General features: G+C 63.9%; 22 protein-coding genes. 8 read left to right on the top strand and 14 right to left on the bottom strand.

Features of this window, described 5'->3' with window-relative positions; all coding sequences use genetic code 11:
- Nucleotide 1: 1 nt before the first annotated feature.
- The 7 genes from ACE3TU_RS02360 to ACE3TU_RS02330 form a co-directional block, all read right to left on the bottom strand.
- A complete protein-coding gene (locus ACE3TU_RS02360) occupies nt 2-898 on the bottom strand; it encodes a dihydrodipicolinate synthase family protein (RefSeq protein WP_374619732.1) in 897 nt (298 codons plus the stop codon).
- Entirely contained in the window at nt 891-1,790 is a 900-nt protein-coding gene (locus ACE3TU_RS02355; RefSeq protein ID WP_374619729.1) for a shikimate dehydrogenase, read from the bottom strand. The genes ACE3TU_RS02360 and ACE3TU_RS02355 overlap by 8 nt, the downstream gene beginning before the upstream one ends.
- Nucleotides 1,787-3,082: a TRAP transporter large permease gene (locus ACE3TU_RS02350; protein WP_374619767.1), complete on the bottom strand. Its 1,296-nt coding sequence runs from the start codon at nt 3,080-3,082 to the stop codon at nt 1,787-1,789. Before ACE3TU_RS02350 ends, ACE3TU_RS02355 begins: the two co-directional genes overlap by 4 nt.
- Nucleotides 3,082-3,600, bottom strand: coding sequence for a TRAP transporter small permease (locus tag ACE3TU_RS02345; protein WP_374619727.1), 519 nt, complete (start codon nt 3,598-3,600; stop codon nt 3,082-3,084). Before ACE3TU_RS02345 ends, ACE3TU_RS02350 begins: the two co-directional genes overlap by 1 nt.
- Entirely contained in the window at nt 3,600-4,607 is a 1,008-nt protein-coding gene (gene dctP / locus ACE3TU_RS02340) for a TRAP transporter substrate-binding protein DctP (RefSeq protein WP_374619725.1), read from the bottom strand. The genes ACE3TU_RS02345 and dctP overlap by 1 nt, the downstream gene beginning before the upstream one ends.
- A gap of 110 nt (nt 4,608-4,717) precedes the next feature.
- On the bottom strand, nt 4,718-5,371 hold the full coding sequence (locus ACE3TU_RS02335; RefSeq protein ID WP_374619722.1) for a GntR family transcriptional regulator: 654 nt from the start codon (nt 5,369-5,371) through the stop codon (nt 4,718-4,720).
- A 33-nt stretch (nt 5,372-5,404) separates the two neighbouring features.
- On the bottom strand, nt 5,405-5,665 hold the full coding sequence (locus ACE3TU_RS02330; protein WP_374619720.1) for a hypothetical protein: 261 nt from the start codon (nt 5,663-5,665) through the stop codon (nt 5,405-5,407).
- A 198-nt stretch (nt 5,666-5,863) separates the two neighbouring features.
- On the opposite strand from ACE3TU_RS02330, the gene ACE3TU_RS02325 reads away from it, so the two are divergent.
- The 4 genes from ACE3TU_RS02325 (at nt 5,864) to ACE3TU_RS02310 (ending at nt 10,199) form a co-directional block, all read left to right on the top strand.
- A complete protein-coding gene (locus ACE3TU_RS02325; protein WP_374619719.1) occupies nt 5,864-6,964 on the top strand; it encodes a hypothetical protein in 1,101 nt (366 codons plus the stop codon).
- Nucleotides 6,965-6,984: 20 nt separating this feature from the next.
- Nucleotides 6,985-7,509, top strand: a complete 525-nt coding sequence (locus ACE3TU_RS02320) for a hypothetical protein (RefSeq protein ID WP_374619717.1) — start codon at nt 6,985-6,987, stop codon at nt 7,507-7,509.
- Nucleotides 7,510-7,940: 431 nt separating this feature from the next.
- The gene (locus ACE3TU_RS02315) at nt 7,941-8,912 is read left to right on the top strand and encodes an NAD-dependent epimerase/dehydratase family protein (RefSeq protein ID WP_374619714.1); all 972 of its coding nucleotides are present in this window, start codon (nt 7,941-7,943) and stop codon (nt 8,910-8,912) included.
- A 186-nt stretch (nt 8,913-9,098) separates the two neighbouring features.
- Nucleotides 9,099-10,199 carry a nucleotidyltransferase family protein gene (locus ACE3TU_RS02310; protein ID WP_374619711.1) on the top strand — a complete coding sequence of 367 codons (1,101 nt, stop codon included), beginning with the start codon at nt 9,099-9,101 and terminating at the stop codon, nt 10,197-10,199.
- A 10-nt stretch (nt 10,200-10,209) separates the two neighbouring features.
- Here ACE3TU_RS02310 and ACE3TU_RS02305 read toward each other — a convergent pair whose 3' ends face one another.
- From ACE3TU_RS02305 to ACE3TU_RS02280, 6 genes are all read right to left on the bottom strand, one after another.
- Entirely contained in the window at nt 10,210-11,352 is a 1,143-nt protein-coding gene (locus tag ACE3TU_RS02305; protein ID WP_374619709.1) for a PqqD family protein, read from the bottom strand.
- Nucleotides 11,353-11,369: 17 nt separating this feature from the next.
- Complete coding sequence (locus ACE3TU_RS02300) at nt 11,370-12,407, bottom strand: GlcNAc-transferase family protein (protein WP_374619707.1); 1,038 nt, start codon at nt 12,405-12,407, stop codon at nt 11,370-11,372.
- Nucleotides 12,408-12,409: 2 nt separating this feature from the next.
- Entirely contained in the window at nt 12,410-13,327 is a 918-nt protein-coding gene (locus ACE3TU_RS02295; protein WP_374619704.1) for a 2OG-Fe(II) oxygenase, read from the bottom strand.
- A gap of 45 nt (nt 13,328-13,372) precedes the next feature.
- A complete protein-coding gene (locus ACE3TU_RS02290; protein WP_374619703.1) occupies nt 13,373-15,037 on the bottom strand; it encodes a hypothetical protein in 1,665 nt (554 codons plus the stop codon).
- 394 nt (nt 15,038-15,431) lie between these two features.
- Entirely contained in the window at nt 15,432-16,079 is a 648-nt protein-coding gene (locus tag ACE3TU_RS02285) for a hypothetical protein (protein WP_374619701.1), read from the bottom strand.
- Nucleotides 16,024-17,304, bottom strand: coding sequence for a PqqD family peptide modification chaperone (locus ACE3TU_RS02280; RefSeq protein WP_374619698.1), 1,281 nt, complete (start codon nt 17,302-17,304; stop codon nt 16,024-16,026). The genes ACE3TU_RS02285 and ACE3TU_RS02280 overlap by 56 nt, the downstream gene beginning before the upstream one ends.
- A gap of 841 nt (nt 17,305-18,145) precedes the next feature.
- Here ACE3TU_RS02280 and ACE3TU_RS02275 point away from each other — a divergent pair.
- From ACE3TU_RS02275 to ACE3TU_RS02265, 3 genes are all read left to right on the top strand, one after another.
- The gene (locus tag ACE3TU_RS02275; protein ID WP_374619696.1) at nt 18,146-18,781 is read left to right on the top strand and encodes a hypothetical protein; all 636 of its coding nucleotides are present in this window, start codon (nt 18,146-18,148) and stop codon (nt 18,779-18,781) included.
- Between the two features lie 85 nt (nt 18,782-18,866).
- Nucleotides 18,867-20,933, top strand: coding sequence for a glycosyltransferase (locus ACE3TU_RS02270; RefSeq protein ID WP_374619695.1), 2,067 nt, complete (start codon nt 18,867-18,869; stop codon nt 20,931-20,933).
- A 198-nt stretch (nt 20,934-21,131) separates the two neighbouring features.
- A complete protein-coding gene (locus tag ACE3TU_RS02265) occupies nt 21,132-21,647 on the top strand; it encodes a hypothetical protein (RefSeq protein WP_374619692.1) in 516 nt (171 codons plus the stop codon).
- 7 nt (nt 21,648-21,654) lie between these two features.
- Here ACE3TU_RS02265 and ACE3TU_RS02260 read toward each other — a convergent pair whose 3' ends face one another.
- Nucleotides 21,655-22,797, bottom strand: a complete 1,143-nt coding sequence (locus ACE3TU_RS02260) for a helix-turn-helix transcriptional regulator (protein ID WP_374619690.1) — start codon at nt 22,795-22,797, stop codon at nt 21,655-21,657.
- A gap of 558 nt (nt 22,798-23,355) precedes the next feature.
- Between ACE3TU_RS02260 and ACE3TU_RS02255 the strand changes: the two genes are divergently transcribed.
- Entirely contained in the window at nt 23,356-24,612 is a 1,257-nt protein-coding gene (locus tag ACE3TU_RS02255) for a tyrosine-type recombinase/integrase (protein WP_374619688.1), read from the top strand.
- The last annotated feature ends 148 nt before the right edge of the window (nt 24,613-24,760 follow it).

Here is a 24,760-nt window from a genome sequence, read left to right as displayed (position 1 = left end):
CCTAGCCGGCCAGACTCGCGTCGATCTCGGCCACCAGTGCGGCCGCGTCGTCCGCCGCAATGGGCAGCAGCGGGGGCAGCATGTTTGTCCAGGCAGGATCGAGCCGCGCGGCCATATAGGCCTTGATGGCGGGATTGACCGGGCGGGCGAGCACCGCCTTGAGAATGCCGAGGATGCGCGGATCGTCCTCGCCCGCGACCAGCCTGCCCACCAGTTCCGGCGCGAAATTGGCGAGCCCGCTGATGGCGCCGCTGGCACCCAGCCGCACCGCTTGCGCCAGATGGCCTTCGTTGCCGACCAGGATGGTGAGATCGGCATGGGCGGCGAGGAGCGCCTCGGTGTAGGGCCAGTTGCCGGAGCTGTCCTTGACCCCGGCAATGGCGGGACCAAAGCGCTGGCGCAGGCGGGCCAGCACGCCGAGATCGATGGTGACGCCGGTGAGCTGGGGAATGTTGTAGAGGATGATGTCGCGCAGGCCACCACCGACCGCATCCAGCATCCGGCTCAGCCATTGCTCCATTCCGGCGTCGCTGGGTGCCTTGAAGTAGAAGGGCGGCGTCAGCAGGATCGCGGCGCAGCCCGCGTCGAGCGACCGGCTGGCGTGCGCGGCCGCATCGGCAATGGAAAGACCATAGATGCACTCGACCAGCTGGCCAGGCGCGATGCCGGCTGCGCCCATGCGCTCGTAGAGCCGGGCACGGGTTGGCGCGGGGACCGAGATGCCCTCGCCGGTGGTGCCGAAAGCCGTTACCACCTTCATGCCGCGGCCCAGCAGGTTTCGCGCGTGAGCCGCATAGCGAGCCCAGTCCATGTCGCCACGGGCGTCGAAAGGCGTGGTCATGGCCGCGCTCAGCCCGAGCTTTTGACGCAGTGGGTGGCCGCTGGTGGAGCTAGGCATGGGTGGTCTGCTTTCCCTGTTGGGTCGAGGTTGAGGCGGCGAGCAGCTGGCGGAGGCTCGTCGGCGGCACATCGCGGCCGGTGAAGATGCGGAAGGCCTGCACGCCCTGATGGAAGAAGAGCTCGAACCCGCTGATGCACTGCACACCGGCCGCCGCCGCATCCCGCAGGAACTGGGTATCGACCGGAGTATAGACGGCATCGAAGGCCCAGCGCAGGCCGGCGAGGGCGGCAGCGGGCACCGGCGTGCCCTCGTGGCCCACCATCCCCACCGGAGTGCAGTTGACAACGCCGTCCGCGCCGCGGACGGCCGCTTCGGCGGAGGCGACGACGCTGACCTGCATGCGGCTGCTGGCGGCCGAAAGGGCGGAGGCGAGTCCGTTCGCCCGCGCCGTGTCGAGATCGGTGAGGCAGAGCCGCGTCGCGCCCAGACCGAGCAGGGCAAACGCGATCGCCTTGCCGACTCCGCCGGCGCCGACCAGTGCCACCGTGCCGGGCGGCGTGGTGCCATGGGCTTCGCGATAGGCCGCCATGAAGCCCGTGAGGTCGGTATTGTGGCCTTCGGCCCCATTGGGGCCGAAGATCACCGTGTTGACGGCGCCGACCTCCCGCACCAGGGGATCGGGAGCCCGCACCTTGCGGGCCGCCACTTCCTTGTACGGGTAGGTGATGTTGATGCCGCGGTAGCCGCCATTGGCGCAGGACTCGAAGACGTCGTCGAAAGTCTGGCCGAGCTGGGGCGGGATCAGCCGCTCATAGCTCACCGGCAGGCCGACAAGCTCACCGGCGAGACGATGCAGGTCGGGTGCGCGGGACCGGGCGATGTTGTCGCCGATGAGGCCGAGCCGCATCTGCACGTCCGAGGGCTGATACGCGGAGGGCCGATGCGTCATCCCTGGTACCCCAACAGCCGTGGAAGCCACAGGACGATCTCGGGGAACAGCGTCATCAGCAGAAGCGCCAGGATCAGGGCGCCGACATAGGGTAGCACCTCGCGAACGATGTCCTTGATGGCAATGCCGGTGGTGGCGTTGATGACAAACAGCAGCATGCCATAGGGCGGCGTGATCAGTCCGATCATGGCATTGACCACCATGACCACGCCGAAATGCACCAGATCGATGCCCAGTTCGCGGCAGGTGGGGATGAACAGCGGCACGATAACGAGGATTAGGGTGGTGGCATCGAGCAGGCAACCGAGCAGCAGGATGATCAGGTTGGCAAGCAGGAGGAAGGCCAGCGGCGACAGGTTCATGCCCTCGATCCAGCCGGCAAGCCCGGCCGGAATGTTCTCGGACGCGACGATGTAGTTGAAGATCAGAGCGCTGCCGATCACCAGGCCCACCGAGGCCGAGGACCTGGCACTGTCCACCAGCACGCTGTGCAGCGACCGCCAGGTCACGGACTTGTAGAAGAAGGCGGCCAGCAGCAGTGCGTAGAGCGCGGCAATGGCCGCCGCTTCGGTCGGGGTGGTGGCGCCGCCATAGATGCCGGCCAGGAGGATCACTGGCATCATCAGCACGGGAATGGCGCGAAAGGTGACCCGAGGCAGTTCACGAAGCGGCACCGGCTCTTCGGCCGGGATGCCGCGACGATGCGCGATCCCGGTGGTGATCCCCATCATCACCGCCGTCATCAGCAGGCCAGGCACGATGCCGCCGAGGAAAAGGTAGCCAATCGAGGTGTCCGAGATCAGCGCGTACATCACCATCGGGATCGAGGGTGGAATGATCGGGCCGATGGTGGCGGAGGCGGCGACAACGGCGCCGGCGAGGCCGGGCGAATAGTGCCCGCTCTTGAGCATCATGTTGATGCTCACCTTGCCCACGCCCGCGGCATCGGCAACGGCCGAGCCCGACATGCCGGAAAACACCAGGCTGACGAGGATGTCGACCTGCGCCAGGCCGCCCCGGTAGCGGCCGACCAGCGCCTTGCAGAAGGCAAGCAGGCGATCGCTGATGGCGCCCTGGTTCATGATGTTGGCGGCAACGATGAACAGCGGCACGGCGAGCAGCACGAAGCTGTCGTAGAGCCCCTGGATGCTCTGCTCGGCGGCGAGCCCGGGATCGTGCCCCTTGACGAAGAGATAGAGAATGGCGGCCACGAACATGGATAGCGAAATCGGGGCGCCGATGCCGGCGAGGCCAAACAGCACGATGAGGCAGAGACCGAAGGCGAGGCTGATCATTCCAGCGTAACCTGGTCGTGCGGATTTGACGATGCATCGGGTTCGCCTCCGCGCAGTAACTGCCAGGCCCGCAGCGCGTAGCGGGTGACGATGGCGATGGCGAAGACGCCATAGACGCTGAACACGATGTCGAGGCGGATGCGCAGCGTGGCGCTCTTCTTGATCTTGTAGAACGTGATGTAGTCCCACGTCGCCGGCAGCGCGGCGAGGAACCCCAGGACGATGGCGAGGGCGGTGACCAGCGCCAGGATGCGCCGCACCGGGATGGAGGTGGCGAGGTAGATCATGTCGAACTTCACATGATCGCGGTCTTCGAGCACAAATGCCGCTCCCCAGAAGACCAGCCAGAGCCAGGCGGTCAGCGACGCTTCGACCGTCCAGGCGAGGGGGTAGTTGATGACATAGCGGGCAAAGATCTGCAGCAGGAACGAGAGAAACATGACGGCGAGAAATCCCGCCGCCACGTCCTCGGACCGCCGGCGCAGCCAGGAGAAGGCTGCCGACCGGCCCGGCATCAGTTCAGACCGTTGATCTGGTCGAGCAGGCCCTCCGGCCAATCCTTGGCAAACTCGGATTCGAGATAGGCCTTCTGGACCCGGGTGCGGAAGGCCTCGACATCGGGCGTATAGACCTTGAGCCCCTGATCCTTGAAGAACTGCTCGAGTTCGGCTTCGAGGCTGAGCTGACGCTGCCGGCCCTGCTCGGCGGCATCGTCGGCCGCCTTCTGCACGATGGCCTGCTGATCCGCCGAGAGCCCGTCCCAGACCTTCTTGCTGAAGGCGATGTAGTTCTGGTCAACGAGGTGACTGGTCAGCACGATCTGCTTGGTGACCTCGTAGAACTTCGAGTCCCGGTCGGTCGGCAGCGGATTGTCCTGGCCGTCGATGGCGCCCGTCTGCAGGCCGGTATAGACCTCGGTGAAGGCCATCGGCACCGGATTGGCACCCAAGGCCGAGCCAAGGAACTGCCAGGCGTCGGTGCCGGGCATGCGCAGCTTGACGCCGGCGAGGTCGTCGGGCGTGCGCACTTCCTGCTCGCCGCGCAGGTTGAGCTGGCGACGGCCCAGATACATGACGGAGAGCAGCTTGACCCCCAGGGTCGCTTCGACTTCGGCCTTCATCGGCGCCATGAAATCGGCAGCGAACACCTTCTTCTGGTGGTCGGCATCGCGCAGCAGGTAACCGGCCGTGAAGATGGACCAGGACGGAATGAGCGTCGCCAGTTCCTGCGGCGAGGTGATCGACATCTCCAGATTGTCGCGCGCGATCGCCTCGAGTTCGGTGCCCTGCTTGAACAGGGTGGCGTTCCAGTGCGGCTCGAAGCTGGCAAAGGACGAGACCGCCGGACCGAACACCTCGGTCAGCGCCACGGCGCGCTGGTCGGTTTCGGTGGCCGGCGAAGACAGCCGAAGCTGCACACCGGCAGCAAAGGCGGACGAAGCGAAAAGGCCTCCGGCGGAGGCCAGGGCTGCGGCAGAGGCCGTGGTCTTGAGGAAGGCACGGCGGCTGTAGTTGGTCATCAATATCCTCCCATCTGATCGGGCTCCCTCCCGATCATTTGACGGAGCATTGCACATGGCGTTCTCGTCTTCAACACGCAAAGTCGTTTTCGTATGAGACTTCGCTATATCTCCTATGCCGTCAGGCCGTGCTCGACCCCTCCCCGCACATGCCTGCGGAGCACGGCCTGGGCTGCCACGGCATCGCGCTTGAGCGCTGCGTCGAGCATCTGACGATGTTCATCCGCCGCGATCTGCCCTCGGAACGTCAGCGAAATCATTTGATACCGCAGATACTTGTCAAAGATGACAGCGTGGGTATCCATGAGCACGCGCGAGCCGCAGGCCGAAATAAGGGCCTGATGGAACTCCCAGTCATAGCGCTTCCACTGCTCGGTGACGGACTTGTCGCCAGCCAGCATCTTGGCCTCCATTTGCGCCAGCTTGTAGTGCGCGGCCACGACGTGCGCCTCCCAGTTGAGGTCGCCGGCGGCAAAGCTCTGCTCTAGCGCGTAGCATTCGAGAAGTTCCCGCAGCGCAGCCACTTCGCGGAGGTTCTCGGCCGACACCGGAGCCACCTCGAAGCCCCGCTGTCCCTCCGCGACCACGAGACCCTCGGAGGCCAGCCGGTTGAGGATTTCGCGCAGCGTCGAAACACTGGCCTCGTAATCCTTGCGCATCTGCTCGAGTTTGAGCTTTCGCCCCGGCGCCAGCCGCCCGAAGATGATGTCAGTCCTGACCCGACGGTAGACGCTGTCGCCAACCGCCTCGGATTCCGCGAAGTCCAAGGTGAAATCTCCGATAAACTCTGCTCTATCATATCATCCCACTTCCACCGCGTCACAAGTGGCAAAGCGGGCGACCCGGCGGCTCGGCTGCAAGAGCCGGGGAGGCGGCAATACGCCGAGGCCCCATCGATCGATCCGGCGCGGAGACATGCCGGAGCCGGAGATGTCGTCCTCAACAGCGAGGGCAATGAGACGCTTGAAGAGTCCCTGCGCATGCTGAAGCGCGGCGGCATCGCTGCTGCGGCCGGGTATGTCGACGGCGTCGAAGCTCTCCTCGAGCTGCGTCCACCCCACCGGCCGCCACCTGCCTTACGGAGGCGAACGCGTCGCAGGCGGCAGTCACGCCATCGCGCGCGTCGAGCAGCATCTTCAGCTCGTCGGCAAGCTTCGGTCCGCGTCGTTCGGGCAGAATCGGTGCATGCAGCAGCCATCCGGATTGGGTAGGCTGACGCCCGACGGTTGGGTTCGCAATTCTCGCGAGGAGTTCTGCGGGTGAGTATCTACGAAGACCTGGGCATCAAGCCGATCATCAACGCGTCAGCGACACTCACCAGACTGGGTGGCTCGCGCATGCCGCGGCAAGTCCTCGAGGCCATGCATGCGGCGGCTGGCTCGTTTGTCGATCTACCGCTCCTTCAGGCGCGGGTCGGCGACCGTATCGCCGAGCTCACCCGGAATGATGCCGCCTTCGTTTCCTCGGGCGCGGCAGGTGGGATCGTGCTCGCGGTCGCCACTCTCATGGCAGCGCCGAACGAACCCGATCCGATGGCCTATCCAATGCTGAAGGGCATCACCCGGAACGAAGCCATCGTCTTTGCTTCGCAGCGCAACGGCTACGACTTCGCGATTGTCCAGACCGGCGCCTCCATCGTCGAGTGCGACGACACGCTCGACTCGTTTGAGTCTGCCATAACCGGGCGGACGGCGTGCCTGGTCTGGTTTGCCGGTGCGCTGGCAGTCAAATCTCCGCCGATCGAGGATGTCATCGCGATCGCCAGGAAGCACCAGGTCCCGGTTCTGGTTGACGCTGCTGCCCAGATTCCACCGGTCTCGAACCTCTGGCACTTCACGAAAGTCCTCGGCTGCGAGGGTGTCGTCTTTAGTGGCGGCAAAGGTATCCGTGGGCCGCAAGCTGCCGGCCTGGTCCTTGGGACCAGGGAACTGATCGCAGGTTGCCGCCGACTTTCACCGCCAGCGCAGGGCATCGGTCGACCTCTCAAGGTCGGAAAGGAAGAACTCGCCGGAATGCTCGCCGCCGTCCAGTACACGCTGGATCAGGACGAGGAGGCGATGCTCGAAGGCTACGAGGCGATCGTCCAGAACTGGATCAAGCACCTGGCCGGGATTGCGGGAGTGACGACGGAACGCGGCTTCCCCAGTGAGGCCGGTCAACCGCACGCGCGGGCAATCGTTCGTCTCGATGCCGGATTCCGGAAGACGCGCGACCAGGTCGTCGACGAGCTCAGGAACGGCGAGATCTGGATCGAGGTAGCTGCACTGGAACCGAACGCCATAGCCTTGAATCCGCAAACCCTGACGCGCGAAGAGGCCGATATCGTCGCTGCTCGACTGCGACAGGTTCTGACCAGCTAATCAAGTCTCGAGGAAATTCGATGGCATTCAATGTCCGGAAGCGCGGCAAACTCACCTACTACTATGAAGGGGATCGCCCTGTTCTCTCGGCGCTGGTCACCGAGGAACAGGCGGATGGCGACCTCAAGATCCATTTCGCTGGCCTGACGGGTGGCTACTCGGCGAAGGGCGTATTGGGACTCACCGAACTCGTTTCGATGGATCCCCACCAGGAAGTCGCACTGGTCTTCAGGTGCTGGGAGAAATGGCTGGTCGAAGCCGGACTCTGCTCGTCCTTGCGGGACATCGACTTCATCGAAATGCACGCGTTCGGTGCCCAGCCGAAGACCCCGAACATCCTCGCCGACCCCGCCGGATATGCCGCCGAGCAGGATCGCCTCCGGAAAGCCTATGCCGAGGCGTACTCATCCTTCTTCGCCGACAACCTGCCCGAAAATGGCGTACCCTGCCGCTTCACGGTCCATCTGATCGATTTCCCGGACAAGGCGGCCTCGTACGAGTTCTATTCGACCGCGCTCCTCCAGCGCGCATTGCAGAAGGGTTAGTCACGGTGGCGATGCCCGCAGCATTCAGTGCCGTTCGCCAGACGCCCGGACTACCCGGGCGTTTTCGTCCGCGGCATCCGCCCGCCAACACCGCTGCGAAGCAGCCTGCAGATGCGAGCCGGTCGAGCGCCAAGCTTTTATCTCGTGGCCGCCCTCGTCTCATCCGAACTCTCGAGGAGGCCGGTCTGCCCTTCGGACGCTCCTTGCGCCGTCTCGGCGGCACGATGACGTTTTCGGAGGTATGGCCAGTGCTAAGTCGCCCGCGGTGCAGGCGGAAACGTCGACAGTGTCGCGACCGACGCCGAACGGCGCGATCGCCGAAGGCCTTCCGCTCTTCCGGCCGGCACGCGATGTAGTAAACAGCATACCTGCCGATGGCGGCGGGATGATGGTCGGGGGTCGCAGGTGCCAATGAGAGTCTGGAGCCGCACATGAGCGCAAAGCACGCACTGGTCCTGGGAGCCGGGGGCTTCATCGGCAGCCACCTGGTGCGCCGCCTGAAGCGGGAAGGCTTCTGGGTGCGCGGGGTCGACCTGAAGTTCCCCGAGTATTCCGAAACGGATGCGGATGACTTCATCGTCGGCGACCTCCGGCGCGCCGAGGTTTGCGACCTCGCCATCGACCGGCGCTTCGACGAAGTGTTTCAGCTGGCGGCCGACATGGGCGGCGCCGGCTACATCTTCACCGGCGAGCACGACGCCGCGATCATGCACAATTCGGCGATGATCAACCTCAACATCGCCGACCGCTGCCACCGGCGGAACATCCGCAGCGTCTTCTACTCGTCCTCGGCGTGCATCTACCCCGCCTACAACCAGGAAGACCCGGACAACCCCAACTGCGCGGAAGCCTCGGCCTATCCGGCGGCGCCGGACAGCGAGTACGGGTGGGAGAAGCTGTTCTCGGAACGGCTTTTCCTCTCCTACAACCGCAACTACGGCATGCGGAACCGGGTGGCGCGCTACCACAACATCTTCGGGCCGGAAGGCACCTGGATGGGCGGCAAGGAGAAGGCGCCGGCCGCCATCTGTCGCAAGGTGGCGATGGCCAGCTCCGGCGACGCCATCGAGATCTGGGGAGACGGCAAGCAGACGCGCTCGTTCCTGTATGTCGATGAATGCCTCGAAGGCACCACCCGGCTGATGCGCTCGGCCTTCGAGGGGCCGGTCAACATCGGCTCGGAGGAAATGGTGACGATCAACGGCCTCGTGGACATCGTCGCCGAGATTGCCGGCAAGCGGATCGACAAGCACCACATCCCCGGTCCCACCGGCGTGCGCGGTCGCAACTCGGACAACCGCCTCATCGAGGAAAAGCTCGGCTGGCGCCCGTCGCAGACGCTGACCGCCGGTCTCGAGCGCACCTATGAGTGGATCGAGCGCCAGGTTCGGAAGAACGGCTGACATGCGGCCCGAACGGATCGACAGGCTCGGGCTGGGGCTGGATATCTCCTCGATCGAGGAGACGATCGGACGCTTCATTGCACATGTGCGCGGCGGAACACGTGGCAATTGCTGCGTCACGCTGCGCTTGGCCGTCACGCGCAGTCCACGCCCCCGGGCAGGAGTATCATGCGAGCTGAGCCCCTGATGGACAATGTCTTCAACCTCGTGTGCGGCCTGCTCGGGCGTTCCAGCCGCGACAGACTGGTGGAGCAGCTGGAAAGACGCCTGGACGATCCCAAAGCGTTCTGGTCCGGGTTCGTGCAAATGTACATGGATCAAATGGTCGGGCCGGCCATCGCATCGAGAATTGAAGAGCTGGATCTCTCCAGCAAGGTGCCGTCGCTGGTGACGAGGCACAGCCAGGCATTGCTTGAGCTCAATCGTCGACGCAACGGCAAGCTGCGTGAGGAGGCAATCGATCTGGCATCCAGGCTGAACGCGGTCGACGTGGTGCCAATTCTGATCAAGGGCGGCGCGGGGCTGCTCTCGGGTCTTTACCCCGACCCCGGAACCCGGGTGATGAGCGATCTCGATGTCATCGTTCCTCGTGCGGTGTCAGGCAGATGCGAGACGGTGTTGGCGGACATGGGATACCATCGCGCACCAAAGGTTCCGCACCCACGCGAGAAGCTGATCGGCGTCTACTTTCGCCGCGATCGGCTTGCCAGCATCGACCTGCATGGCGAGGTCATGGAGTATCCCAACCAGAACGTGCTGACGGCGCGGGAACTCATCGATGAAAGCGAGACCGTGCGTGCTGCCGGTGCGAGGCTCGGCGTGCCTTCGATCACCCACCAGATCGTCAACAACGTTGCCCACGCGCAACTGAACGACCATGCCATGGCGCTCGGGCAATTCCCGTTGCGCGCACTGCATGATTTCTCCCTCCTGGCGGACCTTGCTCCGGACAAGATCGACTGGCAGAGAATCCGCGAGAGGTTTGCCGCCGAAGGCAGAAGTCGCCAGCTGGCCTTTCATTGCCTTGCGGCAGGCCGGCTGATGGGTACGCCCATTCCGGCCGGCATCGTTCCCGGCCCTGCCGTCAACCTGCTTTACCGGCGCGCCGTCTACCAGGTGTCGAGGCCGGGCCTCCAGAGGCACGGCTCCCGCGTGCTTCGGCCCTTGATCCTGCTTCGCCGGGAATTGTCGGATTCCGCGCTCCGTACCCGTTTGCTGAGGAACATGGCCAATCCCGCCTGGTGGCGGCGACACCTCGGCTTTTTCTGGAAGGGCAAGCGAAACTAGATGCGTCGGCTCAGTTGACGTCGATGAATCCGGCCTCGCGAAGCGCCTCGACCGTGCGCACCACATCGGCAACCACCGCACCGCGATCCGCGGCGAACCTCTGGCTGAGCACAGTCCCGATCTCGTCGATCCTCAGCTTGCCTTCACAGAGTTCCCACACGGCCTTTCCGGCGCCGTTGAGCCAGATGCTGCCGCCGTTCGCCGTGTTCTCGAGCAGCATCTCGTCGAGGACACGACCCTCCATTACGCCATCGCGCCATCTGGGTCGGCTTGTCGATGTCGCAACGGGCGGCACGCCGTTGGCAGTGGCGCAATCGTTGATGATCTCGACAAGGTCGCGCCCATAGTCGGTCTGCGGCTCCAGTGCAGTGTCGATACGCTTCCAGGGTTCATAGGTGAACTTCGAGAAGATGCTGGTTCCGTCGGCCGCCGCGATCGGCTGGCAGTAGTGGATCACCGGGCAATCCGGAGCTCTGGCGGCATCCCAGTTCGTACAGATTCCCAGTGACGCCGGCTCATGCGAGAGACCGTACTCGGCGCAGGCCGCCAGGTAGGCGAACATGTCCGATTCCCAGACCTTCTGGCCTTTGGCGTCGCGAAGATGGTCGCGGACGATCGCACAGAGCTGAAGCCAACGCGCACAGATCTTGCGCAGGTCGCTGGTGTGAATGAGCGTCGGGATCATCACCGGCGCTATCGACAGGTCGGTGCGCGCGCAATGCGCATTGAGGAACGAGAACCTGTCCCCCAGTCCGAAGGGGCTGTCGGCCCCGGCCGGTCCGACGCGGAAGTCGATCCAGTCCTGACCGGCCGGCCGACCCGGGGTGACACGGCGCGTAACCGGCCCGCGGAAGACACAGTCCGGATCGACCAGGAGCACGGTGCCTTCCGGCTTGTCGCTGAACACCCACTCCAGCAGCGAAGCGGGCTTGTTGTAGATCACGTAGGCATCGCCCGTGTCCGGATTGACGTCGTGCAGCCTGGTGGCGACGCAATGGGCGTATTTCTGCAGCGGCAGCTTGTCCGGCTTGTCCGTGGCGACGAGCCGGATCAGCACGCCTTCCTGTCCGACCCGTTTCCAGGAATGCTCCAGCAGGTCGGACTGCCACTGCATGTAGGGGGAATCGTTGGTGCTGAAGACTGTGTAGAACATTGCCGGGTCCTGTACGTCTACGATTGTTGTTGTGGCGCCCGCAGGTCGCCACCCGCCAATTGCCGGAAACGTTCAATGGTAACGCATTGTGCCCAGTCGCTCTCGTCGCGGATCGTGACCGGATCCGGTGGAAGACCACTGAAGACGTCAGGATGGGCCCGCTTGTTCACGAGATCAAGCCCGGCGAAACGTTCATACTCGGCCAGCGTTCGCGTGGGGCCAAGACCATATCGACCGAGCGAAGGCTCGCTTGTGCCTTCACCGGAATAGGCAAGTTTCCGCAGGCGATCGAAGGCGATTCGATTTTTAGCATCGACCACCTCCCTCCCGTTCTCCCAGTGTCGTCTGGGCGGGGCCTTGGTGTGCTCCATGTGCCAGACGGGTATCAAGTCCGGCAGGAACATGTCGTATCCGTGGGTGAAGGACCTCAGCGTCAGAGCGAACTCCTCCCCCCAGTAATAGTGATCCGGGTCTTGGCGCACGTCCTCGTTCCATCGTCCGGGCGAAAAAACGAAGCCGCCGGAGAGGAAGCGGTTGCGCACAAACCGCGCATTGCCGACCAGCCCCCAGTCGAGCCAGGGCGACCAGCCGGATTCGGCCGACCAGTCCGCGACGCGCGACGCGCGGATTCCCTTGTCGGTCTGCCGCCGCAGTTCCTTGTCCTGGCCGATCCTGAACAACGGCGCAATCATCGTGATCAGCGGCTTGTCTGCCGGGAAGGTCTGCATCATCCGAATGAGCTCGACATCCCAATAGCGGGCAAAGGCCATGTGGGAGTCGACCTGCAGCGAATAGGGTTCGCCATCCCAGAGGCCCTGCGCGATGTTGCGCGCCCACGATCCTCCATTGCTTTCCCTGATCGGATGTTCGGAAAAGCGGAATCTCTTGTCGCCTCGAAACCTCGACAGATCGACAGGCACGTTCTCGTCGTACTGCCAGCATATCCCGAAGCGCAGAGCCTCCGGGTACCTGGCACTGGACAGGCAATCATCCAGCGTCCGCGGCAGTTCCGGATCGCAATAGGCCGCAATCGCCACGAAGATCCTGGCGTCCATCCTCACCCCGGGTGGCCGGCGCTTGCGGTCGTGGCCTGGCTGCGGAACCAGCCATTGACGGTGAAGCGGCTGTCGGCGAACGCGCCGCTCGGGCAGCGGACCATGTCCACCTCGTGCCAGCGGTCACTGGCAAACGAGACGAGGCAGTTGTTCGCCGGAGTCACGGAACTGACGCCGGCACCCCGATCGTCGGCGGTCCCGGCCCGCTCGTCGTAGAACAGGATATTGCCGCCGGAATAGGGCTTCGGGGTCCGATTGAGGTAGTAGACGAAGGTCAGCTGGCGCGAGGCGATCGACTCGTTGTTGCGATCGGTATCGGCATGCCGCTTGAAGAAATCGCCGTCATTGCTGGCGGTCAGCTGGATCTCGACTTCACCGACAGTGAACGCCGGAACCTTCAGTGTTTTGAGCAGGTGGGGCAGGTGCAGTTTCAGGCGCTCGATGAACAGCGGCTTCCATGGGGTTTCCGCGATCTTGAACAGGACCCTTGACCGCCGGACGCTTGCGTTGGTCGTGTGCTGCTTGTCGTTGTAGACTCCGCTCGTCGTGTAGTTCTCCTCCTGTTCGATCGCGAACCGGAGCAGGTCCTCGTTCTCGGCAGGCGTGAGGAAGTCATCGATCCGCACGAACCGGTCGCCGGGTGCCGCGGGCAGGGCGGCAGGTGTGGTCCCCGGTAGCGGCCCGCAGGCATTGACGAGGACAGGCGGCTCGGTCATCACCGACAGGACGGATGTCGACATGAACGAGAACGCAGCCCGTCCGCCTCTTGCTGGCAACTGGATCAGCGTTCCCTGGTGCCCCGCCATCCGCGAGCCGGCCATTCCGACATAGAGATCGGCCAGCACCGGCGCGTTCTCCGGCAGCACGCACGTGTGACTGCGGCCATCCGTCAACGATACGGTGACTTCGACGTTTCGCATTTCCGTTGCTCCCTCGACGGCACGCTCCAGAACGTTGACATACGCTCAGGCAATGACACCCACCAGCAGGTCCGCAGCCTCATCGGCGCGATCGTAAAACAGGTCGTAGGCTGGAAGAGAGGCCACGGCGTCGCACATCTTCTGGATTGTGGCATCTTCGTTGGCCGGGAAACTCAGGCTGTTTTCAAGCAGCTTGCCGACCATGTGGCCCGGCGAGACTGGAGCAAGTTCCGCCCTTGAGCCCGCTACGAACCAGGGGAATGCGATCAATGACAGGTGGGCGGGCGAGGCCGCGATCTGCTGCTCGTCGAGCAGGAATGGGGATTTCGGCAGGCTGCCCAGCGCGTCGCGTGAACTCGCGCCGCTTTGCGGCCGCACCTGCGGGGTCGCCGGAAACGGGATCACCGTACCGTTCTCCGGGTCGAAGGGCACGATGTCGTCGGACAGGAACGTGTACGATTTCTTGACGAGTTCGAGGGCAAGCGTGGTCTTCCCGCTGCCCCATGATCCGGGCAGGATCACCGCGCCCCTCTCGCTCGCGGCGCATGCGGCGTGCATCCACACGAGCTCGGGGTGGAGGTGAATGAACTGTCGGACGACTTCACGGTACAGCGGTCGCAGGAGTGCGCCGCCGCCGGGCCGCGCCCCGATTTCCGCGCCGTTCAGCAATAGCCGGGCACTGCCGTCGCCCACCTCGATGACGAGTTCGCCGTCACCCGGGCCGGCGTCCGACACGATCATGGTCTTGAACAATTGACGGATCGATTCGGAGAGGCGCTTGTCGTTGCTCTTCACCAGCAGCGATCGGCCCCGAAATCCGATCGCATGGGTCTCGACCTCGGCGGCGTCCCCCTTCGAGGCTTGAGCAGGTCCGAGTTCCCTGCGGGAACCGACGGAGTACTCGCGCCGCGCAGATCTCTCGAGTGCGGCCCCGTCATCGAGGAAGCTCTCCGGCCATTCGCGCATCCAGCCATTGTTGAACCGCTGGTTGACGCGATTCCAGCTATATGGCCCGCTTCCGGCTTCGATCATCACACCGTTGTCGAGCGGCACGTCGTCTCCAAGGGCATGCCGTCCCGGCTCGATCCTGGCCCCGGCGGGCGGGAGCTCGTTCCAGAGATACTTGAAGCGCTCCTCCTTGCCCGAATTGCCGCGATAGCGCTGGATGAGCGCCGTGAAGGTGCTGGTCATGGTGCCGATGAAATCCATCGACTGAGCCGCGATGAGTTGCGACAGGTATGCGAGCGCAATGCTGTCGTGCGCCGGCAGGTCGTGAAACTCCCGGCCGTACTGGCGCAGAATGTGCCAGTCGATGAAGACCAGGTCGTCGTAGCTCTCCCGGATCACGTCGAAGAAGGGGTCGTTCGCCTCGTCGGTCAAGACGACCAGCCGGTCATTTCGCTTGAAATGCTTGTCCATCGCCGCGACGGCTTCTGCGCCGGTGCGGTCGAGCGTCGTGACGCCGGACGTCACCTTGAAATCGCCGCGACGGATGTGAACGGCATTGAAGGCGCCGAGATCGCGGGCAATCCGGTTTGCGAGGTCCGCGATCTCCGGCTTGGGCCGCATGCGGCGCAGGGCGTCGTGTGCAACCAGTTGCGAAGGCCGGTCGAGGTAGAAGAACGACGAATAGAAGCTGAGCGTCATCGCATCCGGCCCACCGCTGAAGGCGAGGGCAGGGATGTCCTGTTGTTCCTCGCCGACGATCACTCTCGCCGACCTGCGTCCGGCAAAGGACCTGAAGTCGGCGGTGTCGGTGGACAGGTGACCTGGAAAGGAACAGACCGCCTCCCAGGCCGGTTGCCCGCAGATCTCCTGCGCGGCGTATCCCGCCAGATTGACGTTCTCCTCGTTCAGCCAGGGAACGCCCAGATCCATCAGGTCGGTCACGCGACTGGGGTAGCGGTTCGAGACTTCCCCGGAATAGTCGACCCTGTTGGCGCGCGGGAAATGATTGCCCTTCAGGACGAGGACACGATCGGTCAGACTGGCCATGACCACGCCGAGTTCGATCGACATGACCAGATTGCTGAGGCCGGCGGCCCCGCCAAGGTAGACGCTGTGGATGAGGGACTTCATGCCGCTTGCGAGGATCCGGAGGGCGTCAGCTGAAATTGGCTTCCCAACCGAGCGGCGTATAGTGGACGAAGATGTTTGCGTAATACTCCCCGTCCAGCGGGTACGGGCGTCCGTGCTTCAGCCGGGCACCCTCGAAGAACACCATTTCTCCGGGTTCCACCGACACCTCGTGCGGGCGCCCTTCGGCATCCTCGATATAGAGGGGCCACGGGCTGTTCAGCCGATGGTCGACGCAGATCGTTGAACTGACGACATGGGTGCGGGCCCGGTCGTAGTGGTTGTAGAGGTAGCTGCGCGGCTGATAGACGCGAATGCCGTAGCAGGCCGCCTTGACCAGCGGCCTGCCGGCCCATTCCTCGTGGAGGGGCAGCAGGTCGGACATCAACGCCTGGTTGAACGCCTCGTCCTGGTAGAGCAGCGATGGAAAGGCCCTCGGATTCTCGGACCGGATGAACCCGGTCTCCGGCTCCGAGGTGAACTTGTGAACGTTGCTGCGCAGGTGATGCAGCAGCCTTTCGTGGAGGACCGGGTCGACGGACGTCTTCCGGAAGCCGAGGCCGAGCGTCGGAGTCTTCTTCAGAAACTCCATCTGGTCGACGACCAGGTCCGGCGGCGTCTCATACATCGAGCCGCTGTCGGCAGCGCCTCGCGAGTTCGAAGAAGTAGCGTTCATGGTCTGTCGTTGCCTCGCGCGCGAAATGCTCAAAGTCGGTGTCCAGGAAATTGTTCCTGTAGGCCTGTTTATGCCATTTCGAACCCCGAAATGCCGATCTGCCGAAATCCCTAGGATCGCTGTAGTAGTGGTAGAAGGCGCCGTTGGGAATTTCCGCTTCGTCGCAGTCGGAAACCAGCAGTTCCTTGGCTTCGATGAGCTCGTACTCGATTCCGTTGGTGGTCAGCGCCAGCGCGAAGCACGGCATCTCGGCAATCCAGGCCGACTCGGCTCCGGCAGCGCGCCCCAGAAGGAACAGCGCATGGGCGAAGCGGAAGCAATCCGCAATGAACTTCGGGTTTTGCGCGACTGCCCCCGTCACGAAGACGTTGACGCCGCCCGGACGGAACGGCTGCTCGCATCCCATCGCATCGAGCAGCTTGCCGAGATCGATTCCCTTGCCGTTGTTCTTGTCGACGGTGGAAAAGAATTTCGGGGCCGCGATGTGCCAGTTGCGCGACAGGGCGCACTTGGTCGGCATGACCTGCAGGTTCAGGTCCCCGTAGAGGAATATGTCGGAATCCAGCACGCTGACGAGTTCGCCGCTGCCAACGGTCCGACCGGCCGCAGCAAGCGCTTCCACGCGGTTGAGCGCGGCATGGCACTCGCCGCCATTCAGTCCCACATCGATGCGGTTGGTTTCGGCATGGTTGGTGCCGGTGCAGAACTCGGTTCCATAGCACTCGAGGATCTTGCGCAGCTCCGGCGAGACGGGCCTGCCATTGTTGCAGATCACGACGAAGGGGCGCCATCCCGCGGGGAGCTTGCCTTCGAGTGACTCGAGAAAGATGGCCGCCTGCCACCAGAAGTACGGCTTGTCCTCGATGCCGATGACGAATGTCGTGTCCGGGCCGGATGCTGCCGGTGTCTCGACCCCGCGCAGAAAGCCCTGCCGCTCCATTTGTGCCAGCACGTGCCGGACCTGCGGGCCAAGCACGTCCTCGCCCACGGAGAAGCGTCTTCCGAGCGTGCCGACGATCTGATCGAAGCGGTGCTCGCCGTCGCACAGCTCCCAGATCGCGCGCCCCGAGGCGTTCAGAGTGAGCGCCGCCCGAGCCCCTGCCGGCCCATCGCTCCGCACGTGACGTGCGTCGCAGACCAGCACGAGCTCATCGCCCGCGGTAAACTGCCGGACACCCAGGCTGCGGCGCGGCAGAATCGCGCCGCTGCCCACCTCGCCGTCCATCAGGGGGCAGGTGTTGGTGCCAAGGTTGGCGCGCTGGTCGGTGCCGAAGTCGGAGCACTGGTCGGAGGCGTTGTCGGAGCCGAAGTCGGAGCAGAGGTCGGAGCCCCTGGCGTCGGCGCCGAAGTCGGAGCCGCCGGTGTCGGCGCCGCTGATGGGGTCGGCGCTGTCGTCGGTCCCGGAGTGCTCACCGGACTCGACGCGTTACTCGCAAAGACGGCGTTGGGCAGATTGACCGACAGGAGGATCGGGGCCGTCCACGCCGCCTGCGTCAGCGCGCGGCGAGTGGGACTGATCTCGTCGTCTTCTCCGGCCGCGACGGCTTGTTCGAGCCTCTCGACCTGCTCGCGCAACCCTTGTAGTTCGCTCTCGGCCGACTGCAGAAGGGCCTTCGCTCGCCTCAGTTCCTCTTTGGAATCGTCCCTGCTCAAAGCAGCACCCCTCGATGAAAAAGCTTCAGCCCAGATCGACTGTGCAAGACCATCATGGATAGTATGAAGACGCTCCGTCTTTCAAGATGGAATCCGGACGGGCGCCGTCCAGAGCGCCGGTTCGCTACGGAATAGTTGCGTTTGCTTGAGCGCGTCGACGGCCTGCGAAACGGCAGGGCAGCGGCCCGCATCACCGGGCCGCCAACCAAGCGACCGGACTCGGACAATATGGCCGCACCAGCTCGTCGTGTCTGCACTTCTGGTCGCAGGTCTACTAGGCTGTCTCCGCGTTTGCGGCATGCGACGTGGGTCTGGATGGCTGTCGTGACGGCGTCGGCGGCTCGGTATGCACCTCGACAATGTGATGTGTCGGCATGACTGGCAGCTGGCCGAGCCACCGGGTGGAGATTGGATTGACGAGTTACGACTCTCGCCTGAAGCGGCTGTCGCACGACCCGCGCTTCATTCTCATAAACAACTACAAGTGCGGATATTCCAGCAGCAACAAGCTGCCCCATCGACCCGTTCACGCGATCGCCGATAGCGATGAAATCGTCTTTTTCTACAGGAGCATATACCTGCGGACCATCAGCGTATTCGTCAATTGGTGCATCACCGATGCACGGTACGAGACCGAGGATGGATGGCTGTTCACCAACCTCGGGCGGGCCATGACCGACGCCGCGTATCGAGACTTCCTCGGGGCGCTGCGAGGCGGGCAGCACCCCGATGCCTTCGGGATGTTCCTCGAGAACCTCGAGACCATTGCCGCATGGAATGACCACACGCGGCCGCAAACAGACGTGCTGGACCGCTACCGGATCGATCGGGTCGACCATTTCATCGAGCTTGAGAACAACCGGCCGTTCCGCGAACTCACCGGTGTCGGCTTTCCCTATGATACGGCCAACAGGTCGGCGACTCCGCTGAAGCTGTCGTTGATCGACGTGCTCCTCACCGAGGATCGGCTGCGCGGCGCGTTGCAGGAAATCTACCGCAAGGACCTCGATTTCCAGCAGCGCCACAACCTCGAGTGCCTGCCGTGCTAGGCCGCTCTGCAGCAGCGGCTGCTGCGCCCGTTGATGCTCTCTCCATCGACGCCGCACGCGCGTCGGAAGACGGGACAGGGCGGCCATGAAGAAGATCGCCGTCCTGGTCATCGCGGCCACCAACCAGCCGGTCTATCTTCAGTATATCTCCGGCTATTGGACCGAGCTCATCCGGCACCTCAAGGCGGAGCGGCCGCACATCGACGTCTACATGTTGCTGGAGCGCAATACGGATCCCCGGCCATTCCGGCACATTGCAGACAATTGCATCAGGGATGCCGAATCCGATCTCGACAGCCTGTGCGCGCCCGCCTTCCAGACGCAGATCATACCGGGTGTACTGAGCAAGACCGTCCATGCGCTGGCGCTGCTGCAGGACAGGTATGACGTCTTCTTCCGGACGAACCTGAGCAGCCTGATCCGGGTGCCGACCTTTGACCGGTTTGTTCAACTGAGGGACCGGATAGGATATGCGGGCGGCATCGCCTGGACCAACGTCCTCCGCACCGACCTGGTGAGCAAGGGCCGTGTCGGCATCGGCAAGAGCATCGAAACGCTGGACGAACTCGACGGCTATCCCGGCAACTCGTTCTTTGGCGGTTCCGGCTTCTTCCTCGGCGCTGCCGAGGCCAGGAGCCTGGTGCAGCGCCGGCAGCACATCCGCTACGACATTGTCGACGACGTTTCGATCGGGCTGATGTTCGAGGAGCACGAAGTCCTGCACGATTTCACCATGGTCGCGCGCAAGGGCCAATCCCTGGCTGAGATCAAGCAGTGCATCCGAAGGCGGGACCCGGCGCACGTCCGGCTGGAGAACTTCCCGCTGAGCAAGGCACGCGAGCTCTGGGAAGACATCAGCGGCGGCCGGCTATGGCAGGTGGGAGCGCCCGAGGCGCCTGCCGCGAAGACCTACGACGTGCATTTCCCGCGCTTCGATCACGTTGAGGCGCGGAGCAACGAGGTCCGTCTGGCCCTGGAGGGCCTCGGCGCCCATCCCAGGGTCCGCCTGGTGGACAATGCCGACACCGCGGACATCCTCGTGCTCTGCCAGAACCATCTGGTCGAGCACAATCCTCGCCATGGCGAGTTCCGGCGGCTCAAGGACCACTACCGATACAAGACCGTCATGCTCGACTACGACGACGACCCCGGCGTCGTGATCGATCGGGAGGACTTCACCTGGAGACTGTATTTCAAGCGGAGTTGCGTCAACCGGCCCGACAACCAGGCCGTTGACCACGGCGGACTCGCCGTCGTGCCGACGGCCTACTGTGTTCTCGACGATATGGTCGAGCCGCCCGTCGGGTTGCCGGCGGCGCGGCCCATCGATGTCAGCTGCCTTTTCGATGACTTCGTTTCGGACAGCTGGGTGTATCGCCAGGGCAGGGGCCGGTTGCTCGCATTCGCCAAGTCGCTGCAGCAGAAATACGCTTTCGCGATGCAGGTGGGGACCGTCTCCGCCGACGGGTCAGCCGGGCGATCGGGCACAAATCCCAGGTACAAGGAGTGCCTGTATTCCAGCAGGATTGTCCTGCACGCCAACCCCGATCCCTGGGAGGGAGACTCTCGGACCTGGGAAGCGATCTGCTCCGGCGCTCTGGTCTTTGTGGACCGAATGGTCCAGCCGATCCCCCATCCCCTGGTCGACGGCCAGCACGTCCTGTTCTACGACCTGACCGACGCCGGCCTGGAGGTGCTCGAGCGGCAGATTGTCCACTATCTCGGCCATGAGGAGGAGAGGCGCCGCATAGCCGAACGCGGGCGCGCCTTCGTTCTGGAGCGGCACCGATCGATCCACCGTGCGACCGAGATCATCGACACGCTGGATGCACAGGAGGACGACCTGCGGGAAGCCCTCTTCCTGGAATCGGGGGCCGTCATCGACCGCGCTACGGTATTCCGGCACTCGCCCGAGACGAGTATCGAGATCGTCGCCGGCAGAACCGTCGTGCGCCACAGCGGGACCGGGAAGGACTTCATCTGCAGCGACAGTGCCGCTGCGTTCCTCGCGCTGCTGGACGGCAAGCGCAGCCACGGTCGCGTTCTGTCGGCGATATCGGACAGATACCGGGTCGGCTGGAGTCGCCTCGCGCCGGATCTGGGAAGGCTGGCCGTCGAGCTCGAAGCGCGTTTCATTATTGAACGGGCATGACACGCACCGATCGCCGGGGTGACCGTGACGCCGTCGCCTTTTGCATCGGCGCCGTTGAAACCTGGCCAACGCAGCTCGGATGCCGGCCAGAGCAAGGTCCGTCGCCGCTCCCAAATGGGAGCTTCGCGGAGGGCAACTGTGCTCTAGTTGCTTTGCGTCTCGCTTTGTCGAGCAGCAACATAGATGGAAAGAACACCGATGAAGACCACATTCCTCGACCGATTCGTCCTATGCTCTCTCGCTGGCCTCGCGACCGTCATGGCCTCGGCTGCGGTCGCGCAGGACGCCCTCCCCAGGTCCGGCGAAGTTGCACTCCGCTACACCTTTACGAACACGACGACTTCTGAATTTGGGCCCGTCCCACGCGGACCGAAGGCGGCAGACGGTATCTCTGCGGCGGGCGGCTGGATGTCGTGGCTCATGCGGGCGGATGGAAGCTCGGGCTTCGGTCACAAGCTAACGGGCAAGTGCGCGATGGCGTATCGCCAGAACCCGCAGGGCTTCGACCTCGTTGTCGGCAACTGCGCATACGCCGACGCCGACGGCGACATGCTGTTTGAGAGCTTTGACGGCCTCAACGGCAAGTGGACCGGTGGTACAGGCAAGTACGAGGGTATCTCTGGAGCCTTCGAGTTCACGGACATCGTGATGAGCGCGAATGCGGGTTATGAGATGTTGGCTGGTGTGAAGGTCGGCAGTTACGGCCTGCCGTGACCCCTGGCTAGAGACGCGCAACGATGCGGGCAAGTTCCGACTGTCTGCCAATTTGCAGCTTCTGGTAGATATGCTTGAGTGTAGTTCGAACCGTGCCCTCGGACTTGCCAAGCGTCTCGCCGGCCTCTCGGGGTGAGAGGCCGGCGCCAACCAACTCGGCAATGCGGGCCTCCGCGGGAGTCAGGCCGAGTAGCTGGAGCGTAGCGGAACGATTGGCTGGTTCACGAGCCTCAGGATCACTCAAGAGCACCAACGCTGCGGGGCCTCCTGTCGCTGCTCGCCCCATGGGAACGACATCAACGATGGTGGTCTTTCCATCCGGCCGCCGCACTCCCATTGGCAATGACAGAACCCTCTCGAGTGTCTGGCCTGTAGCAGAGGCGATCCTGTCTACGAATTCCGCCTGATCTGCGGGATTGCTGGCCCGAAGTCTTCCGTCCACCAGAGCCAGGCCCCTGCCAAGGAAGGGCCTTGCGCCGGCGCTGATCGAGATGACCTCGGCCGTGGGGGTGACGATGACTGCGCCGCGTCCGAGGCGCGCAAACGTGTCGAGGAGCGCGGCCTGTCCGCCAGTGTCGGTCAGGTAGTTCGGTCCCGCGGCAGGCTGAGGCACACCGAATGTCAGTGATGCTTCAATCAGTTCCATGCCCCAGACCAACTCGGTCGGGCGGGCCCATTGCATCCGTTCGCTCGCATCGTCGGTGATCTCCACCGCGATTGGCTCCGCGCTGAAGACGCGACAACTGAACGCAATCGGAAACACCGTCGCCTTGCCGTTGGGGCCCAGGCCGAGGTAGTGATGCACGCCAGTCCAGACCTGCGGACCGCTCGCGGGCGCCCCTAGAACGAGCCTTAGTGCAGCCGTATCGGCAGCACCGCCTTCGCCGATCAGCCTCTCCCCTACTTGAAACTGGTGGCTGCTCCCGTCCAGGGCGTTCGTATTGTAGTGCTTTCGCATGAACTGGCCACCACGTCCCGAATAATATCCAGCGGCGATATAGTAGCCTGAGGAACCATCGGGCGCGTCAAAACCCTTAACCTCCACTGCAGCATAGCAGGCGGTGTAGGGTGCAATTCCCCATCCCGACGCCACCGAGTAGACGCAGAACAGGCCTCCGTCGTTGCCTGCCGGCTCGAGATCAGGGGGCAACAGCCTCCGCGCTGCCCCTGGCCTGAACCGGACGCCGATGAACTTCAGGCGGACATCTACCGCTTGATACGGGGGAGCTGGCACGTCGCCAATACGTTCTCCCCTATCGGCCAGGCCAAGAAATCTCTCTTCCCCCGGCGAAAGTGGCTGTCCCACGGTCCCCCCCCATTGGAGCCGCACCATGCCCATGCTCTTCGATCGAAAGAGTCGGCAAAGCAAACGCGTCGTCAAGAGGCAGAAGAAACCCGCCTCGCCCGTCCACGAGGTTCATGCTGACCACCGCATGTCTGGCGCACTCAAGGAGGACGTATTGCATCAGCGCTTCCGATGCTCATCGGAGAAGTGGCGGAGAGAAAGTCCGTCATTTCGTGAGGCAGTGTGAGACACAAAGAGACCTCAAGATGCTCACAGAGCGCTGATATGTATAGGTTATCGTGGTTCGATGGTGCTCTCTGAAACGTCGCGAGACCATGCACATCCAGGCGCAAATGGGGTGGTTTTTGGGGTGGCCTGGCGGCCGAAGCCGTGCTAGCTGACATCCGGCCCAGGAGGCGATGGATGGCTACCAACCGGCTCAACAAGAAGTTCGTCGACGCCGCCGTGCCCGGCAAGTACGCCGATGGCGGCGGCCTCTACCTGATCGTGCTCGGCGAAACCCAGAAGCGCTGGGTGTATCGCTTCACGCTTGCCGGCAAGGCGGTGGAATACGGCCTGGGGACGGTAGCCAAGGGAGTTGACCTGCACGAGGCGAGACGGCGGCACCTCGAGGCGCGGGCATACGTCGTTCAGGGAAAGCACCCGGGCGAGGCCAGGGAACAGGCGCTGAGTGCCGCGGAGCTGACCTTCGGCAAGGTCGCCGAGGAGTTCGTTCCGATAGCGACCGAGAACCTTCGGAACCCAAAGCACGTCGAGCAGTGGAAGACGACGGTCCTGGGGCCGGGCGACAAGTCAAGGAGCCCGGACTATCTCGCCAGGTTGCGCCCGATGCCGATTGGCTCGATAACAACCAGCGACGTCGCGGCAGCCCTTCGCCCGTACTGGTCGACCGTCCCCGAGACCGCGCATCGCGTCGCGGGCAGGGTCCGGCGGGTCTTCGACTATGCGAGGGCCAACGGCATGATCACGCACGAGAACCCGGCACGATGGGAGGGCGGGTTGCGGGAGCTGCTTGGCCCGCCTCCGGAGGTCAAGCGCGACCGCAGCACAGGCGCCGTGGTTCCGAAGGGCCATCAGCCGGCCATGCCCTATCGCGACATGCCGGCCTTCTATGCCCGACTGCAGGAGCGCAAGGGGGTCACGGCACCGTGCCTGTCGTTCCTGATCCTGACGGCCACCCGATCGATGGAGGCGCGCGGCGCGAGATGGGAGGAGATCGACCTCGAGTCCGGCCAGTGGGTGATCCCCGCCGCGCGCATGAAGATGGGGGAGGAGCATCTTGTGCCCCTGTCTTCTGCCGCCCTCGCCCTGCTGAAGTCGATGCATGCAGATGGTGCGAGGGGACTGGTGTTTGCCTCGGAGCAAACCGGCAGGGCGCTATCGGACTCCGCCATGTCGACATTCCTGCGGCTGAATCTTGGGCTGTCGGACGTGACGGCCCACGGCATGCGCGCGACGTTCCGGACCTGGGTGGGCGAGGAGTCCGAGTTCCCCCGAGAGATGGCCGAGCATGCGCTGGCCCACAATGTCGGCAGTGACGTCGAGCGGGCGTACAGCCGGGGCCGGCAGGCCGGCAAGCGGCGGGCGCTGATGGAGGCCTGGGCGCAGTTCGTGACGTCTGGGATCGGGGCAGAGGCGCCCGTGCAGAAAGCGCCCTGACGGTCTCCGCGCAGTCCAGGAATCTGGCCCCCGTGTGCCTCGCAGTGCTCGTGGATGATGCTGTTGGAGGAGATCCGGTTGGCCCCAGTTGCATGGGATGTTGCCTGCTCCCCATTGGTTTGTGATTGCCCAGCGCGAGGCATCAGCC

Origin of the sequence: Devosia sp. (assembly GCF_041917035.1) — a bacterium.
Classification (GTDB): domain Bacteria; phylum Pseudomonadota; class Alphaproteobacteria; order Rhizobiales; family Devosiaceae; genus Devosia_A.
Note: the sequence above shows the minus strand (reverse complement) of the source record. Positions and strands in the feature narration are given on the sequence as shown.